Annotated in this window: 14 protein-coding genes; 3 read left to right on the forward strand and 11 right to left on the reverse strand. The window is 62.9% G+C overall.

The genetic code is table 11. The features are described 5' to 3' along the window. Positions 1–70: 70 nt before the first annotated feature. Positions 71–1,348, reverse strand: coding sequence for an ATP-binding protein (locus ABSY17_RS20090; RefSeq protein ID WP_378944543.1), 1,278 nt, complete (start codon positions 1,346–1,348; stop codon positions 71–73). A 93-nt stretch (positions 1,349–1,441) separates the two neighbouring features. Between ABSY17_RS20090 and ppk2 the strand changes: the two genes are divergently transcribed. Next, entirely contained in the window at positions 1,442–2,380 is a 939-nt protein-coding gene (gene ppk2 / locus ABSY17_RS20095; RefSeq protein ID WP_378944545.1) for a polyphosphate kinase 2, read from the forward strand. A gap of 12 nt (positions 2,381–2,392) precedes the next feature. Here the strand turns inward: ppk2 and ABSY17_RS20100 are convergent, their stop codons facing one another. Then, a complete protein-coding gene (locus ABSY17_RS20100) occupies positions 2,393–4,339 on the reverse strand; it encodes a glycosyltransferase (protein ID WP_378944547.1) in 1,947 nt (648 codons plus the stop codon). A 440-nt stretch (positions 4,340–4,779) separates the two neighbouring features. On the opposite strand from ABSY17_RS20100, the gene ABSY17_RS20105 reads away from it, so the two are divergent. Further along, complete coding sequence (locus tag ABSY17_RS20105; RefSeq protein WP_378944549.1) at positions 4,780–5,622, forward strand: transporter substrate-binding domain-containing protein; 843 nt, start codon at positions 4,780–4,782, stop codon at positions 5,620–5,622. Between the two features lie 116 nt (positions 5,623–5,738). On the opposite strand, the gene ABSY17_RS20110 is transcribed toward ABSY17_RS20105, so the two are convergent. Continuing rightward, positions 5,739–6,152, reverse strand: coding sequence for a tellurite resistance TerB family protein (locus ABSY17_RS20110; protein ID WP_378944552.1), 414 nt, complete (start codon positions 6,150–6,152; stop codon positions 5,739–5,741). A gap of 154 nt (positions 6,153–6,306) precedes the next feature. Here ABSY17_RS20110 and ABSY17_RS20115 point away from each other — a divergent pair, with 154 nt between their 5' ends. Further along, the gene (locus ABSY17_RS20115; RefSeq protein WP_378944555.1) at positions 6,307–7,965 is read left to right on the forward strand and encodes a lysine--tRNA ligase; all 1,659 of its coding nucleotides are present in this window, start codon (positions 6,307–6,309) and stop codon (positions 7,963–7,965) included. 54 nt (positions 7,966–8,019) lie between these two features. Here ABSY17_RS20115 and ABSY17_RS20120 read toward each other — a convergent pair whose 3' ends face one another. The 8 genes from ABSY17_RS20120 to ABSY17_RS20155 all read right to left on the reverse strand — a co-directional run bounded on the left by ABSY17_RS20120 (position 8,020) and on the right by ABSY17_RS20155 (position 15,611). Then, positions 8,020–8,838: a thermonuclease family protein gene (locus ABSY17_RS20120; protein WP_378944558.1), complete on the reverse strand. Its 819-nt coding sequence runs from the start codon at positions 8,836–8,838 to the stop codon at positions 8,020–8,022. Between the two features lie 7 nt (positions 8,839–8,845). Beyond that, positions 8,846–9,496, reverse strand: a complete 651-nt coding sequence (locus tag ABSY17_RS20125; RefSeq protein ID WP_378944561.1) for a helix-turn-helix transcriptional regulator — start codon at positions 9,494–9,496, stop codon at positions 8,846–8,848. Between the two features lie 108 nt (positions 9,497–9,604). Continuing rightward, positions 9,605–9,895 (reverse strand): hypothetical protein, encoded by a 291-nt coding sequence (locus ABSY17_RS20130; protein WP_378944563.1) that lies wholly within the window; start codon positions 9,893–9,895, stop codon positions 9,605–9,607. A 114-nt stretch (positions 9,896–10,009) separates the two neighbouring features. Continuing rightward, positions 10,010–10,555, reverse strand: a complete 546-nt coding sequence (locus ABSY17_RS20135) for a thioesterase family protein (RefSeq protein ID WP_378944565.1) — start codon at positions 10,553–10,555, stop codon at positions 10,010–10,012. A 4-nt stretch (positions 10,556–10,559) separates the two neighbouring features. Then, positions 10,560–12,779: a 3-hydroxyacyl-CoA dehydrogenase NAD-binding domain-containing protein gene (locus ABSY17_RS20140; RefSeq protein ID WP_378944568.1), complete on the reverse strand. Its 2,220-nt coding sequence runs from the start codon at positions 12,777–12,779 to the stop codon at positions 10,560–10,562. A 23-nt stretch (positions 12,780–12,802) separates the two neighbouring features. After that, on the reverse strand, positions 12,803–14,011 hold the full coding sequence (locus ABSY17_RS20145; RefSeq protein WP_378944571.1) for an acetyl-CoA C-acetyltransferase: 1,209 nt from the start codon (positions 14,009–14,011) through the stop codon (positions 12,803–12,805). A 32-nt stretch (positions 14,012–14,043) separates the two neighbouring features. Next, the gene (locus ABSY17_RS20150) at positions 14,044–15,213 is read right to left on the reverse strand and encodes an acyl-CoA dehydrogenase family protein (RefSeq protein ID WP_378944574.1); all 1,170 of its coding nucleotides are present in this window, start codon (positions 15,211–15,213) and stop codon (positions 14,044–14,046) included. Beyond that, positions 15,210–15,611 carry an endonuclease domain-containing protein gene (locus ABSY17_RS20155; protein WP_378944577.1) on the reverse strand — a complete coding sequence of 134 codons (402 nt, stop codon included), beginning with the start codon at positions 15,609–15,611 and terminating at the stop codon, positions 15,210–15,212. Before ABSY17_RS20155 ends, ABSY17_RS20150 begins: the two co-directional genes overlap by 4 nt. Between the last annotated feature and the right edge of the window lie 43 nt (positions 15,612–15,654).

The raw sequence follows: 15,654 nt of genomic DNA on the forward strand, positions 1-15,654 counted from the left end.
AAAACGATGAATCATGCATCCAATGTGCCAGTGTAGGGTAGTCTGATGACAGAAAAAAGAAATGCCCGCTTCAGCGCGCCGGCAGGTGCACCGAGAATGCCGTTCCCTCGCCAAGTTCCGACTTGATCGACAGCCGCCCGTTGTGGCGGCTCAGGATGTGCTTGACGATGGACAGGCCCAGCCCCGTGCCCTTCTGGGCGCGGCTCGTTTCGAGATCGACGCGATAGAAACGCTCGGTCACGCGCGGTATATGCTCGGCCGGGATACCGGGACCGAAGTCGCGGACGGTCGCCTCGATCTCCGGCTCGCCGCCCTCCATGGAGTGCCGCATCGACACAATGACGCGACCGCCCGACTGACCGTATTTGCAGGCGTTCTCGAGCAGGTTCTGGAAAACCTGAAACAGCTCGTCCCTGTCGCCTTCGACCTCGAACGACCCTTCCCCGAATTCACGATCCACAACCACGCCGGTATCGGCCGCCAGCGGCGCCAGCGAGGCGATCACGGATTCCACGGTCTGGCGCAGATCGACGCGCCCACCCGGCTTGACATGGGGCTTCATCTCAAGCCGCGACAGCGACAGCAGGTCGTCGATCAGCCGGGCCATGCGCCCGGTCTGGTTCTGCATGATCTGCAGGAACTGATCGCGCGCATTGGCATCGTTGCGCGCCGGGCCGCGTAGCGTCTCGACGAAACCGGCGATCGATGCCAACGGCGTGCGCAACTCGTGACTGGCGTTGGCGATGAAATCGGCGCGCATCCGGTCGATGCGACGGGCCTCGCTCTGGTCCCTGAAGGCAAGCACGAAGAGGCCCGTGCCGCGCTCCACCGCGTAGGCGGTGACGCGGTAGACGCGCTCGAACGGCACGCGTTCGATATAGTCGGCGCCCTGCGGACCATTGCCGCCGGCGAGCGCGCCCTCGATCAGCGCCTGCATTTCGGGCGCGCGGAACATCAGCAGCAGCGGCACCTCCGGGCGGATGGCCCCGAACGCCCTTTGCGCTGCCGCATTGGCATGGACCACCGCACCGTCGCGGTCGAAGATGATGAGCGGATCGGCAACGGCGGCGGCAAGCTTCTCGCCCGAAAGTCGGTCGAGCGGCGAGCGTTCGACGCGCGCGGCAGCGTCAGCCATCCGTTTCGCCGCCGGCGTGCGCGGAGCGACCAGCGCAAACAATACCAGCGCAAGCACGGCTGCAGCCGTCACCCATTGCGAAGTGCTGCCGAGGAAATGGACGACAAGCACCGCAACGATCGCGGCAGCCAGCATCCAGCGGTTCTGGTAGAGACGGCCGGCCCCAATCCGTGCCGTGCGCTTTGCCCTCGTCTGCGTACCCGTTTCGGACATCCGATTTCCATCGTGGCGGCGGTCGAGAACCCTCTGGACCGCTTTCAAGCCACCCAATAGCATGACTTGCCAAGCTGCAAAGGTGCCGGGTTGATGAAAAAGAACAAGCAGAGCAAGAAGGACGCCGCGGTCGACATTCCCGTCCCGCCGGAAGTGACGGTCAACTCCGATCCGGTAAAGATCAGGATCGGCAAGGATGAGCGTCTGTTCGATGTCGACGATCCCGTCCTGCCTGGTTGGATCGACAAGGAGGCGCTGAAATCAGGCAACTACCCCTATGACGACAAGCTGCCGCAGAAGGAATACGACCAGACGCTGGAGCAGTTGCAGATCGAACTGGTGAAGTGCCAGGCTTGGCTGCAAGCGACGGGCAAACGGGTGCTGGCGGTGTTCGAGGGTCGCGACGCAGCAGGCAAGGGCGGCACGATCTTCGCCGTGCGCCAGTACATGAACCCGCGCACGGCGCGCAACGTGGCGCTGACCAAGCCGACCGAAACCGAGCGTGGGCAATGGTACTACCAGCGCTACGTCGCCCAGTTTCCTGCCAGCGGCGAGTTCGTGACCTTCGATCGCTCCTGGTACAACCGGGCCGGCGTCGAGCCGGTCATGGGCTTTTGCACGCCCGAGCAGCATGCGCAATTTCTCGAAGAGACGCCGCAATTCGAGAAGATGATCGTCGACGAAGGCATCCATTTCTTCAAATTCTGGCTCGATATCGGCCAGGAAATGCAGCTCAAGCGGTTCCATGATCGCCGCCACAGCCCGCTGACGAACTGGAAATTCTCGCCGATGGACGTTGCCGGCATGGTCAAGTGGGACGACTATTCCAAGGCCATCGAGATGATGGTCAAGAAGACCCACACCAGGCATGCCCCATGGATTGTGGTCCAGGCCAACGACAAGCGCAGGGGGCGGATCGCCACCATCAGGCATATCCTGCACTCCCTGCCCTATGCCGGCCGTGACCTCGAAAGGGTCGGCAAGCAGGACGGCAAGATCATTGGCGAGGGAATGAGGTCCCTGACCGAGTAAGCGTGGCCTCCGCTACCAGCTGCGCGCCCTGCGGTGGGGCGTCTTGGCCCAATAGTGCGGGCGCCGCCACAACTCGAACAGCGCACACCATGCAGCCAGCGACAGCATCGTCCAGTAAACCGGCGTGAAAAGGCAGAGCTTCCAGAAACCGCGCCGGTCGCCAGGCTTTTGTACAACCCAGCCCAGCCCCAGGAACGCCACGTAGCCGAGCGCGATGCTGAGCAGGTCGAAAGTGACGAGGCGCGACTGCCACAGGCCCATCGGGACATCAAAGGCCAGCTGCACGACAAGCCCGACCAGCAGGAGCACCAGCAGCAGGTGCAGCAGCGCCGAAACCACCATGCCGGCGAACAATACCTGGGTGACGACGAAGGAGCGGACCGGCAGTTCCTCCGCGAGCGCGCCCGGCTGGCGCATATGCACCAGCCAAGTCAGCGTCCACCCCTTGAACCACCGCACGCGCTGGCGGTGCCAGGATCCGAGGTCTGCCGGAGCCTGTTCGCGGGTCGGGCAGGTCAACGTCTCGCAACGGAAGCCATGGCGGGCCAGCCGCAGGCCGACGTCGGCGTCTTCGGTGACATTGTAGGGATCCCAGCCGCCAACCTCCTCGAGCACATCGCGGCGGAAATGATTGGAGGTGCCGCCGAGCGGAAGCGTGATGCGATTGTCCGCAAGCCAGGGCAGAAGCCCACGAAACAACGCCACATATTCGAAGCCGAACATGTTGGTGAGGATGTTCTCCTGCCTGTTTGCGATTTCGAGCGGTGCCTGCAGGCAGGCAAGATCGCGTCCGGCAGCATCGAACCGTTGCCACGCCTCGGCGAGCTGCATCGGATGCGGCCGATCCTCCGCATCGTAGAGCACGATCAGATCGCCGCGGCTCAGGCGCAAGGCATAGGCCAGCGCCTTGGGCTTGGTGCGCGGCAATGATGGCGGCACCAAGATGACTTCGACGTAGGCGCGGAGGGGATGGGCACTGATCGCTGCGATCGTTTCGGCATCATCCTGTTCGCAGACGAGCTTGACCTCCAGCTTGCTGCGCGGCCACTGCAGCTTGCTCAGTCCGACAAGCAGATCGGGCACGACCTCCGCCTCCTGGTAAAGAGCGACGAGCACCGAATAGACCGGCAAGTCCGGAGAGAGCGGCAGGGAGATATCGGGCGGCTTGGCCTTCGGCCGCCAGATGGCAGCCGTCGCCCGCAGTGCCGCACAAGCGATGAAGAAACTGACGAGGAACAGGTGCAGGCCGAACAACGCCAGTGCAGGCGCCATGGCGATGGCGATCGGCACGATGGCCGTAACAATGCCGAGGCCATAGGCCTGCCATGGCCACAAAACATCGCGCGCCGACAGATCGGGGCGAGTGTCGTGCAGATGATCTCGAGCGAATTGCGTCAGCACCCCACGGGAACGGTCGAGCAGGGCACTGCGGATCACCGAGGGCGCCGTAACCCTGATCCGATGCCGGAAGTTGGGACTGTCATGGCAATAGCGCTTGAGCATCTCCCAGCCGCGCTCGTCCGGGGCGACCACATGGGAGTAGCGGCCCGGCTCCTCTTTCAGCGTAGCCGACATGACGCGGCTGTTCGGTTCAAGCTGCGCCCAGCAGGCCTTGTCATCCATCAACAGCCTGCCAGCATCGAGCGAGACGATGTATTCGACGCCGATCTCCCGCGCCATCGAGGCGAAGAAGGCCTGCTCCTCGATCAGGCCCGACGCCAGCAATTCGGCCTGAAACGTCGTACCCTGAAGAGCCGCGCGCGCGGCGAGGCCGGTGAGATCGGCCGCCGACACACCCAGCCTGTCCAGAACCGGCTGCAGTTCCGGCAGGGTCGCCAGTGCCAGGGAATAGGGATTGTCGCTATTGTCGTTGGCTTTGTCGAACGGCTGTTCGGAGAAGTGGTTTTCGGCAAAAAAAGAGGTGCGGACAGTTGCTTGACCGGAGTCTGGCGCAACCATCACGCACCCTTGGCCTGCGAGCCGAAAACATGTGCTCCACCACTGTCGAGCCTGACCATGCGGACGTCATCGCTCAGCGTGTACGCTGGCGCGCGGTCTAGCACTGGTTTCAAACTCTCCGTCATTGCAACATCCCCCAATGCTGCAAAACTTGTGAGCAATAATGCACACCGCTATAGCCTAGTCATGCCCCAAATGGGGGATAAATTGCGCGACCAGATATATCTGGATATATTTCATTGCAAATTCCGATCTTTAGCCGGAGAACCATCCACAATGGCTTTGCCTCGCAGCGGCCCAGACGTTAAAGCTCTGAGCACAAAATTGAGGGCAATCGGCAGCGCGCTCGACGCTGCGACATATTGAATCCAAGCCGGTTCTCTATGAAATTGGGCATCGATTCCCGGCTTGCTGCACAAGCCGAAGGTTGGAGCGCAGTCATGAACCCCGCACAGCTGACGCTCGCGATCGCCTTGACGCTCACTGCGATGTTCGGCCAGGCAAAGGCGGCAGAGCCGCAGGTCCCGGCGTTGTGGGACAGCAAGGAAAGGCTGCCCAAGCCCGAACTTTCCGCGCTTCCACGCCTGCGCTTTTTGACGACGACCGATTTCCCGCCCTTCAACTTCATCGATAAGAGCGGCCGGCTGTCGGGCTTTCACGTTGACCTCGCCCGCGCCATCTGCGCCGAACTCGGCATTGCCGAAAAGTGCCAGATTCAGGCCTTGCCTTGGGACGAACTCGACAGCGCGCTCAGTCGTGGTGACGGTGAGGCGCTGATCGCAGGCTTGCCGGCAACGGCCGAAGGCCGCGAAAAATACGCCTTCTCGCGACCCTATCTGCAACTCCCCGCGCGCTTCATCATGCGCAAGGCTCAAGCTATCACCGAACCGCTTGCCGACAAGCTGCAGGGCAAGCGTATCGGCGTCATCGCCGGCTCGGCGCACGAGCGCGTGCTCCGCGATTATTTCGGCAATGTGAAGGTGGTCACCTACACCAGGCCGGAATGGCTCAACATCGACCTCAAGGACGGCAAGCTCGACGCCGTCTTCGGCGACGGCATGCGCCTGTCGTTCTGGCTCGCCGGCACGGACGCCGCGGGCTGCTGCCGCTTTGCCGGCGGCCCCTATCTAGCGCCCGAATATCTCGGCACCGGCCTGACGATCGCAACCGGAACCGACAACGCCGCCCTCGCCGCCGCCTTCGACTACGCGCTGCACGAAATCGCGGCGAAGGGCACCTTCGCCGAACTTTACCTGCGCTATTTCCCGGTCAGCTTCTACTAGTGCATGACCCCGAAAATCGGAGTCGATTTTCGGAAAGGATCATGCACAAATTCAAAGTGTTACAGCGTCCTTTGCGCGTCCAAAAGGACGCGCGGCGCTGTAAGGCCGGTTCAGGCTCAGGTCAGCGTGCGATGGCGCGCCTTGGTCGCCCGTTCGATCGCCGCGATGGTCAAGCCGTCGACGCTCAGATGCTGGCGCAGGCGCTGAAGCACGCGCAGTTCTTCCATCCGCATTTCGAGATCGACCGAGGCAACCTCGAAGGCGGCCGCATAAGCCGTATCATGCAGCCGTTCGGGAATCGTCCGGCGGGCGAGGTCCAGCACGCCCTCGAGCCCCGGCTCATGGTGCAGAAGCTCCTCGCAATCCTGCGCCACCTTCACAAGCCGCTCCTGGTCAAAGTCCATGAAGATCGGCCATGAGCGCACCACCTCGCCGATCCGCGCCAGTTCAACATCGGTCATGTCGCGGTCGGATGCGGATGTGATGACCATCAGATAGATGAGTGCTTCATGGGTGGTAGGTCGAGACATCAAGTTCTCCAAAAGCCTGTTTGCCAGGGGAACTTAGGAACGCGCCGGGGCTGCTGCAACGAAAAATGGCCGGAATCGTTGACGCCCGCGGCATGCGCGCATAGAGCATGCGGTCTTTGGCGGAAATTCCGCCCAACCAAAAAGGGCTCTCGACATGACGAGATCAAGCAACATCGATCTCAACCCGGAAATCCTCGCGGCGGCCGCCGAAAGCAAAGCCTGGCCGTTCGAGGAAGCCAGGAAAATCGTCGAGCGCTACAAAAAAACGGGCCTGCCCGAGACCGTCCTGTTCGAGACCGGCTACGGCCCGTCCGGCCTGCCGCATATCGGCACCTTCGGCGAAGTGGCGCGCACCACGATGGTGCGTCATGCCTTCCACGTGCTGACCGAAAACAAGGTCAAGACCAAGCTGCTGTGCTTCTCCGACGACATGGACGGCATGCGCAAGATCCCCGACAACGTGCCGGACCGCGCAGCACTCGAGCCGTATCTGCACATGCCGCTGACCGCGGTGCCGAACCCGTTTGGCGGCGACTACGAAAGCTTCGGCCACCACAACAACGCGATGCTGCGCCGCTTCCTCGACACCTTCGGTTTCGACTACGAATTTGCCAGCGCGACGGAGTACTACAAGTCAGGCAAGTTCGACGCGATGCTGCTCAAGGCCGCGGAGAAGTACGACGAGATCATGGCCGTCATGCTGCCGACGCTCGGCGAAGAGCGCCAGGCGACCTACAGCCCGTTCCTGCCGATCTCGCCAACGAGCGGCCGCGTGCTCTATGTGCCGATGAAGAACGTGGACGCCAAGGCCGGCACCATCACCTTCGACGACGAGGACGGCACCGAAACGACACTTTCCGTCACCGGCGGTAGGGTCAAGCTGCAGTGGAAGCCGGATTTCGGCATGCGCTGGGCAGCCCTTGGCGTCGACTTCGAAATGTTCGGCAAGGACCACCAGACCAATGCGGTGATCTACGACCGCATCTGCAACATCCTCGGCGGTCGGGCGCCGGAGCATTTCGTCTACGAACTGTTCCTCGACGAGAACGGCCAGAAGATCTCGAAGTCGAAGGGCAACGGCCTGACCATCGACGAGTGGCTGACCTACGCGCCGACCGAAAGCCTCGGTCTCTACATGTTCCAGCGGCCGCGGCAGGCGAAGAAGCTCTATTTCGACGTCATCCCGAAGGCGGTGGAGGAGTATTACAGCTTCCTTTCCGCCTACCCGAAGCAGGACTGGAAGAACCGTCTCGGCAACCCCGTCTGGCACATGCATGGCGGCAACCCGCCGGCCATAGACCTGCCGGTGCCGTTCGCGCTGCTGCTCAACCTGGTCAGCGTGTCCAACGCGCATGACAGAAGCGTGCTGTGGGGCTTCATCTCGCGCTACGCGCCCGGTGTGACCGCCGAAACGCATCCCGAGCTCGACCGCCTCGCCGGCTATGCGATCCGCTACTTCGACGATTTCGTGAAGCCCACCAAGGTCTATCGCGCGCCCGACGAAATCGAGCGTCAGGCACTCGACTCCCTGGAGAAGGCACTCGGCAACTTGCCAGCAGGATACGAAACCGACGGCGAAGCGATCCAGAACGCCTCGCTCAACGTCGCCCGCCAGATCGAGCGCTACCAGGATCATTCGAAGCAGAGCCCGGAGGGTGGGCCCGGCGTGTCCGTCGCCTTCTTCCAGATGATCTATCAGGTGCTGATCGGCCAGGAACGCGGCCCCCGCTTCGGCTCGTTCGCCGCGCTCTACGGCATCGCCGAAACCCGCGCACTGATCCGCCAGGCCCTGGAAGGCCAATTGGCGGCATAATCTGGTCAATGCCGGCGTGACCGCTGCTTGCGGGCGCGCCGGCCTCGACTGCCGTTATTGAACCGGCATATCCGGGACAGATTCCGACAGCCCTCCTTCGACACCCGGCAGGGCTGCGTCGGGCGAAAGCGTCATCTCGATGCGCTCCGGTGGCGGGCCGAAGATCCCCTTCTTTTCGGCCTCGGCCTTGTTGCCGACATCTTCGTAGGGTCCCCCGGCCTCGGCTCTCGCCCAGCCGTTGGAGACCAGCCATTCGCCGACATCCTGCTTCCCTATCCGGCATCTGGCGACGACGTCGCCCTGCCCTGCCTCGGCCGGCAGCGCGCACACCACGGCGCGACCACGCAACAAGCCACGGAACGCCGTCCGCGCGCGCGCGCCGCAGTTCCATTCCTTGTCTTCGAACGAGCAGCTCTCGCCTGCATCCAGAGGCGTCACTCCAGCGATCGCTACGCTGAGGCCCTTCGATTCGATCACGCCGGCCGCGGCGGCCACCGGCTGGAACAGCGCAGTACCATCCCATTCGTCGGTCACTTTCGGCTTTGGCGGTAGCGCCAGGCTCAATTCGCTGAGCGGCGCTCGCGGTGCTTCCCGCACCAGCCCGTCCTGCTCGATCGCTGGCGGCACGATCTCGTCCGGTGCGACCGCGCGAGCCACCACAGGATCGACGACTTGCTCCTCCAACTGCGACGGCTCGGCGGTCTCCGTGCCGTCCATGTCGGACCCTTCGGGCTCCATGCCCAAAATCTCGCTTTCGTCGATCACGTCGATGACAGGCGTTTCGGCTGACGAAAGCCGGCTTCCGCCTGCCGAGACGATCAAGACTGCGACGCCGAAGCCGGCAGCGGCGAATGCGAGTGCGGATGGTTTCATGCCGATGCTACTGGCTCGCCCAGACGATGCGCGCCATCCACTCGACCTCGCTTGTCTGGAAACGGTGGTTCGGGTGTTCGGGATTGAGCGAGACCAGTTCGATCACGCCCTGCGACTGGCGCTCGAGCACCTTGGCCATGACTTCGCCCGAGATGGTCTTGACCACGACGCGGTCGCCCTTTCGTATCACAGCCCCCGGCTCGACGATCAGCACGTCGCCATTGCGGTAGAGCGGCAGCATCGAGTCGCCCTGCACCTGCAGCGCGTAGGAATTGTCGGTGGCGCGGGCCGGAAGTTCGATCAGTTCCCACCCTTGCCCGGCGGGAAAGCCCGCGTCATCAAAGAAGCCGCCTGCCCCTGCCTGGGCAAAGCCGAGCAGCGGCACGCCCGCCTGCCGCTCCCGCATTCGCGGCTTGGCCGGCGCCTTCGACGGCTCGACCAGGCCCAGAAACTCCTCCAGCGAGGAGTTGGTGGCTTCGATGATCTTGGCGAGCGACTCGGTCGATGGCCAGCGCGGCCGCCCGTCTATGGACTGGCGCTTGGACTTGTTGAACGCGGTGGAGTCGAGCCCTGCCTTCTTGGCGAGGCCCGATGCCGAAAGCGAATAGCGCTCGGCGAGAGCGTCGATCGCGGCCCATACACGTTCATGCGAGAGCATCGTGCTCCCCTTGCCGACAGGAAAAAATACCTGTCCACATTAACCATGCCGGCCGTCAATGTCCAGATCGTAGCGCCCGGCCAATGCCCGAGCAGGCGCCGTCCTTTGCTATGGCTTCTGCAGCAGTTGCAGACCCGCGCGCAGTTCATCGGCGTTCATGACAGGCGTCATATCAATGGCGGCATCAAAGCCTAAGAAGAACGGTTCGCAGATGCTCGGCAACATGCTGACGTCCTTGACGTCAGCGAAAAGGAAGGCCGTGCGGTTGCCCTCGTGGAGGCCGAAATAGGCCGCCTCCGGCTTGAGCTCGGCAAGCGCCTTCTGCATGATCGACGTCAGGCTGCCGTCCTTGAGGGCACGGTTTCCCTGGCTGGCGGGGATCGAAACTTTCAGCATCATGCGCATGGCAATATCCTTCCGGCCAATGCCAATATTAGCACCACCCAATATTACCACTTGCACCCAGGCCGATATAGCGGCCGGGCAGGTTGGAAGCCGTTGCGCCGCCTCGTTTCAGTCGCCGGATTTCGCCAGCACCCTCAGCCCCTTGTGCGAAGAGATGAAGATCTTCTCCTCCTCGCTCGGCTCGCGCGGCTCGATGTCGGCGCCGAGCAAGTGAACCAACTCATCGATGGGCACGAAGCGGCGGCCTTCACGGTCATAGACGCCGGCGCTGGTCATGATCAGTGCTGCCGTCTCGCCGCTGTCGAGCACGAAGCGGTGCTTGCCGATCACCTCTGTGCCGCTCCAGGTCTCGATCGAGGACACCACCTCGAAGCGCCGCCACAGCCGGATTTCGCGCACGAACACCGTCTGCAACCCGCCCAGCATCGGCGCCCAGCGCTTTTTGCGGGCGAGGTCGAGCAGGCCAGAGCGCATGAAGATGTCGATGCGGCCGACATCGGCCAGCATCATGTAGCGCGCGTTGTTGAGATGCATGTTGAAGTCGATATCGGTCGGCAGGCAGCGGAACGACAGCCGACCCTCATCGCCAAAACGGTAAGGGCCGCGACGAGATTTCGTCGCGGCCATGCGAGCCAGTCTTGCCCAGACGTACATTCCGTCAGGCCGCCTTCTTTTCCTCGGCCTTCGAATAGGGATCGAAGCGCTGGTAGAAGGTCTCGCCCTTGTCGGCCATGTCGAGCAACAGCTTCGGCGCCTTGAATTCGACGCCGTATTTCTTCTGCAGGTCCTTGGCGATCTTGACGAACTTCTTGACCCCGATGCCGTCGATGTAGGACAGTGCGCCACCCGTGTAGGGCGCGAAGCCGAAAGCGAGGATCGAGCCTACATCCGCCTCGCGCGGGTCAGTCACGATGCCCTCCTCCATCACGCGCACAGCTTCCAGCGCAATGACGGCGAGCAGGCGCTGCTTGAGTTCCTCGACATCGACCTTTTCGGGTGCCAGCTGCGGATAGAGATCCTTGAGACCAGGCCACAGCTTCTTCTTGGCGGGCTTTGCCGGATAGTCGTAAAAACCCTTGCCGTTCTTGCGCCCGAAGCGACCATGTGTGTCGACGAGTGTGTTGATCAGCGCCATCTGGCGCGGGTCGACAGCTTTCTCGCCGAGATCCCTGATGGTCTGCTTCATGATCTTCTGGGCGAGATCGACCGCCGTCTCGTCCGTCAGCGCCAGCGGGCCGACAGGCATGCCGGCTGCCTTGGCGGCGTTCTCGATCATCGCCGCCGGCACGCCCTCGATCAGCATCTTGTAGGCTTCCGACATGTAGCGCAGCACGCAGCGATTGACATAGAAACCGCGCGTATCGTTGACCACGATCGGCGTCTTCTTGATGGCGCGCACGAAGTCGATCGCGGTCGCCAGCGCCTTGTCGCCGGTCTTCTTGCCCAAAATGATCTCGACCAGCATCATCTTGTCGACCGGCGAGAAGAAGTGGATGCCGATGAAATTCTTCGGCCGCGCCGAGTTCTTGGCGAGCGCGGTGATCGGGATGGTCGAGGTGTTGGAGGCAAACACCGCCGAGGACTTCAGCACCGCCTCCGCCTTCTCGGTCGCGCCCTTCTTGACCTCGGAATCCTCGAACACGGCCTCGACCACCAGATCGCAGCCGGCGAGGTCGGCATAGTCAGCCGTCGGCGTCAGCAGCGAAAGGAGCTTCTCGCGATCCTCGGGCTTGGCGCGCCCCTTCTTGACCTGGTCGGAGATCAGGCTGTCGCAATGGGCCTTGCCCTTTTCGGCAGACTCCATGTCACGATCCAGCAGCACGACCGGTATGCCGGCCTTGGCCGTGACATAGGCGATGCCCGCGCCCATGAAACCGGCGCCAAGGATGCCGATCTTCTTGAACTTGGTGTCGGGGATGCCCACCGGGCGGCGCGCGCCCTTGTTTAGTTCCTGCAGCGACACGAACAGCGAGCGGATCATCGCGGCTGCTTCGCGGGTCTGCATGATCTCGGTGAAGTAACGCTGCTCGATGCGCAGGCCGGTGTCGAACGGCACCAGCAGGCCCTCATAGACCGACTTCAGGATCGCGGTCGCTGCCGGATAGTTGCCATGGGTCTCGCGGCGCAGGATGGCGATTGCCGGCGGCCAGAGATTGGCGCCCGCAGCCGAATAGACCGGCCCGCCAGGCAGCTTGAAGCCCTTTTCGTCCCAGGGTTGGACCGGCTTGAGGCCAGCGGCGATCATCGCCTTGGCCGCCTCAACCAGCTTGGCAGGCTCGACCACCGCATGGATCAGGCCCATGCCCTTGGCCTTCTGCGGGGTCAGGTTCTGGCCGGAGGTCAGCATCTGCAGCGCCGACTGCGGGTCGGCGAGTCTCGACACGCGCTGGGTGCCGCCGGCGCCCGGGAAGATGCCGACCTTCACTTCCGGCAGGGCCATCTTGACCTTGTCGGAGTCAGCGGCAACGCGGCCGTGGCAGGCGAGCGACAGCTCGAACGCGCCGCCCATGCAGGTGCCGTTGATCGCCGATACCCAGGGTTTTCCGCACGTTTCCAGCTTGCGCCATAGCGCGCCCATGCGGCCGGCATTGTCGAACAGCAGCTTGGCAGCCTTCTCCGGATCCTTGGCCTTCTCCTTGTGGAACAGGCCGAGCATCTTCTGCAGCATGGTGAGGTCCGCGCCGCCCGAGAAGGTCTCCTTGCCCGAGGTAATCACCGCCCCCTTGATACCCGCGTCGGCAACGACCTGGTCGATGATCTTGTCGAGCTCGTTCATCACCTCCTCGGTGAAGACGTTCATCGAGCGATCGGGCATGTTCCAGGTGACGAGCGCGATACCGTCCGCATCGACGTCGACCGTGAAGTTGGTATAGGTCATGTCTCTCTCCTTCCGGCCGGTTGTCAGACGCGTTCGATGATCGTTGCGGTGCCCATGCCGGCACCGATGCACAGCGTCACCAGCGCGGTGTTGAGGTTACGGCGCTCGAGTTCATCGAGCACGGTGCCGAAGATCATCGCTCCGGTGGCCCCCAGCGGATGGCCCATGGCGATCGCCCCGCCATTGACGTTGATCTTGTCGTGCGGAATTTCAAACGCCTGCATGTAGCGCAGCACCACCGAGGCGAAGGCCTCGTTGAGCTCGAACAGATCAATGTCCGAAAGCTTCATCTTGGCGCGCTTGAGCAACTTTTCGGTGACGTCGACCGGCCCGGTCAGCATCATCGCCGGCTCGGAGCCGATATTGGCGAAGGCGCGGATGCGTGCGCGCGGCTTAAGGCCCATGCTCTTTCCGGCCTTCTTGGAGCCAAGCAGGACTGCGGCCGCACCGTCGACGATGCCGGACGAATTGCCGGCATGGTGGACGTGGTTGATCTCCTCGAGCTCGGGATAGCGCTGGACGGCGACCGCATCGAAGCCGCCCATCTCGCCGGGGATGACGAAGGACGGATTGAGCTGACCGAGCGACTGCATGTCGGTTGACGGGCGCATGTGCTCGTCATGGTCGAGGATGGTCAGGCCGTTCTGGTCCTTGACCGGAATGACCGAGTTCTTGAAGTAGCCCTTCCCCCAGGCAGCGGCGGCGCGCTTCTGGCTCTCCACCGCATAGCCGTCGACGTCGTCGCGCGAGAAGCCATATCTGGTGGCGATCAGGTCGGCCGACACGCCCTGCGGCATGAACCAGGCGGGAATGCCCACCGACGGGTCCATGAACCAGGCACCGCCCGACATGCCCATGCCGACGCGCGACATGCTCTCGACGCCGCCAGCGATGACGATCTCGTCGGCGCCCTGCGCGATCTTGGCCGCGCCGAAGTTGATGGCGTCGAGACCGGAAGCGCAGAAGCGCGAGATCTGCATGCCCGGCGCCTTGTTGTCGTAGCCGGCCTCGAAGGCGGCCGAGCGCGGGATCACCGAGCCCGCCTCCCCGACCGGATCGACGCAGCCGAAGATGATGTCGTCGACCTCGGCCGTGTCGAGCCCGTTGCGGTCGCGCAGCGCCTCCAGCACCTTGGCGCCGAGCCGCACCGCCGGGACCTCGTGCAGCGATCCGTCCTTCTTGCCGCGCCCGCGCGGCGTGCGCACGGCGTCATAGACAAAAGCGTCAGCCATTTTTCTTGCTCCTTGGTTTCCGGATCGGCGGCTCAGAGCGAACGCGCGATCAAAAGCTTCATGATCTCGTTCGTGCCGCCGTAGATGCGCTGCACGCGGGCATCGCGATACATGCGGGCGATCGGGTATTCGTTCATGTAACCATAACCGCCGAACAGTTGCAGGCACTCGTCGACGAGCTTGCACTGCAGGTCTGCCAGCCAATACTTGGCCATCGAGGCGGTGGCCGGGTCGAGCCCGCCCGCGATGTGGCGGGCGACGCAGTCGTTGTAGAAGACGCGGCCGATGGTCGCCTCGGTCTTGAGTTCGGCAAGCTTGAACTGGGTGTTCTGGAAGTCGAGGATCGCCTTGCCGAAGGCCTTGCGCTCCTTGACGTAGTCGATGGTGACGGCCAGCGCCCGCTCGATCATGCCAATCGACTGCGTGCCAATCAGAAGCCGCTCCTGCGGCAGCTGCAGCATCAGCTGCACGAAGCCCTGGCCCTCGTCTGCGCCCAGCAGGTTCGAAGTCGGCACCCGCACGTCGTTGAAGAACAGTTCCGAGGTGTCGTTGGCCTTCAGCCCGATCTTGTCGAGGTTGCGGCCGCGCTCGAAGCCCTCGACCTCATCGGTCTCGACGACGATCAGCGACGTGCCCTTGGCGCCCAGCGCGGGGTCGGTCTTGGTGACGACAATGATGATGTTCGCAAGTTGGCCATTGGTGATGAAGGTCTTGGAGCCGTTGATGCGGTACTGGTTGCCGTCGCGGTCGGCGCGGGTCTTGATGCCCTGCAGGTCGGAGCCTGCACCCGGCTCGGTCATGGCGATAGCGCCGATCAGTTCACCGGTTGCCAGCTTCGGCAGCCATTTTAGCTTCTGCTCTTCCGAGCCGTAGTGAAGGATGTAGGGGGCGACGATGGCACTATGGAGCGTGATGCCGAAACCGTCGACGCCGACATGGCCAATGGCCTCGATGATTGCGCTTTCATGGGCAAAGGTGCCGCCAGCGCCGCCATATTCCTCCGGCATCGAGGCGCAGAGCAGCCCCGCCTCGCCGGCCTTGCGCCAGCTGGCGCGGTCGACCATCTCGTTCTTTTCGAACTCGTCGTAGCGCGGCAGGATTTCTTCCGACATGAAGCGGTGCGCCATGTCGTAGAGCATGGTGACGTCGTCGCTCGCCCAGGCGGGTTTCGGTAGGCCAAGAACGTCTGCCGGGATTGTCATGGATTCGCCTCCCCCTCCCCCTTGAGGGGAGGGTGGCCGCGCAGCGGCCGGGTGGGGTCCCCTAACATGTACTCCGCCCTCTCCCTTACAAACTGTGCCACGTGCCAGGCGCTGTGCATCACATCCGGCTCATCGATTCTCAGCACGCCGTATCCCAGAGACTTCAGGTAAGCATCGCGGTTGGCATCGTGCTGCTTGCCTTTGTCGGTCTCATGGGTGTCTCCATCAACTTCCACAACAAGCTTCACCAACGGGCAGACAAAATCGACAATGTAGGGACCAATAGGAGCTTGCCGTCTGAACTTGAAACCGACGGCCTTCAAGTCGCGCAATTCGTACCAAAGCAGATTTTCCGCTTTTGTCGAATGGTTGCGCAGCGACCGTGCCTTCTGTCGCATTTCGAAGCTGACGCGAGTTCGGGGCACTACACCAATCCTCCCA

The organism is Mesorhizobium sp. ANAO-SY3R2 (assembly GCF_042466635.1).
Lineage (GTDB): Bacteria > Pseudomonadota > Alphaproteobacteria > Rhizobiales > Rhizobiaceae > Aminobacter.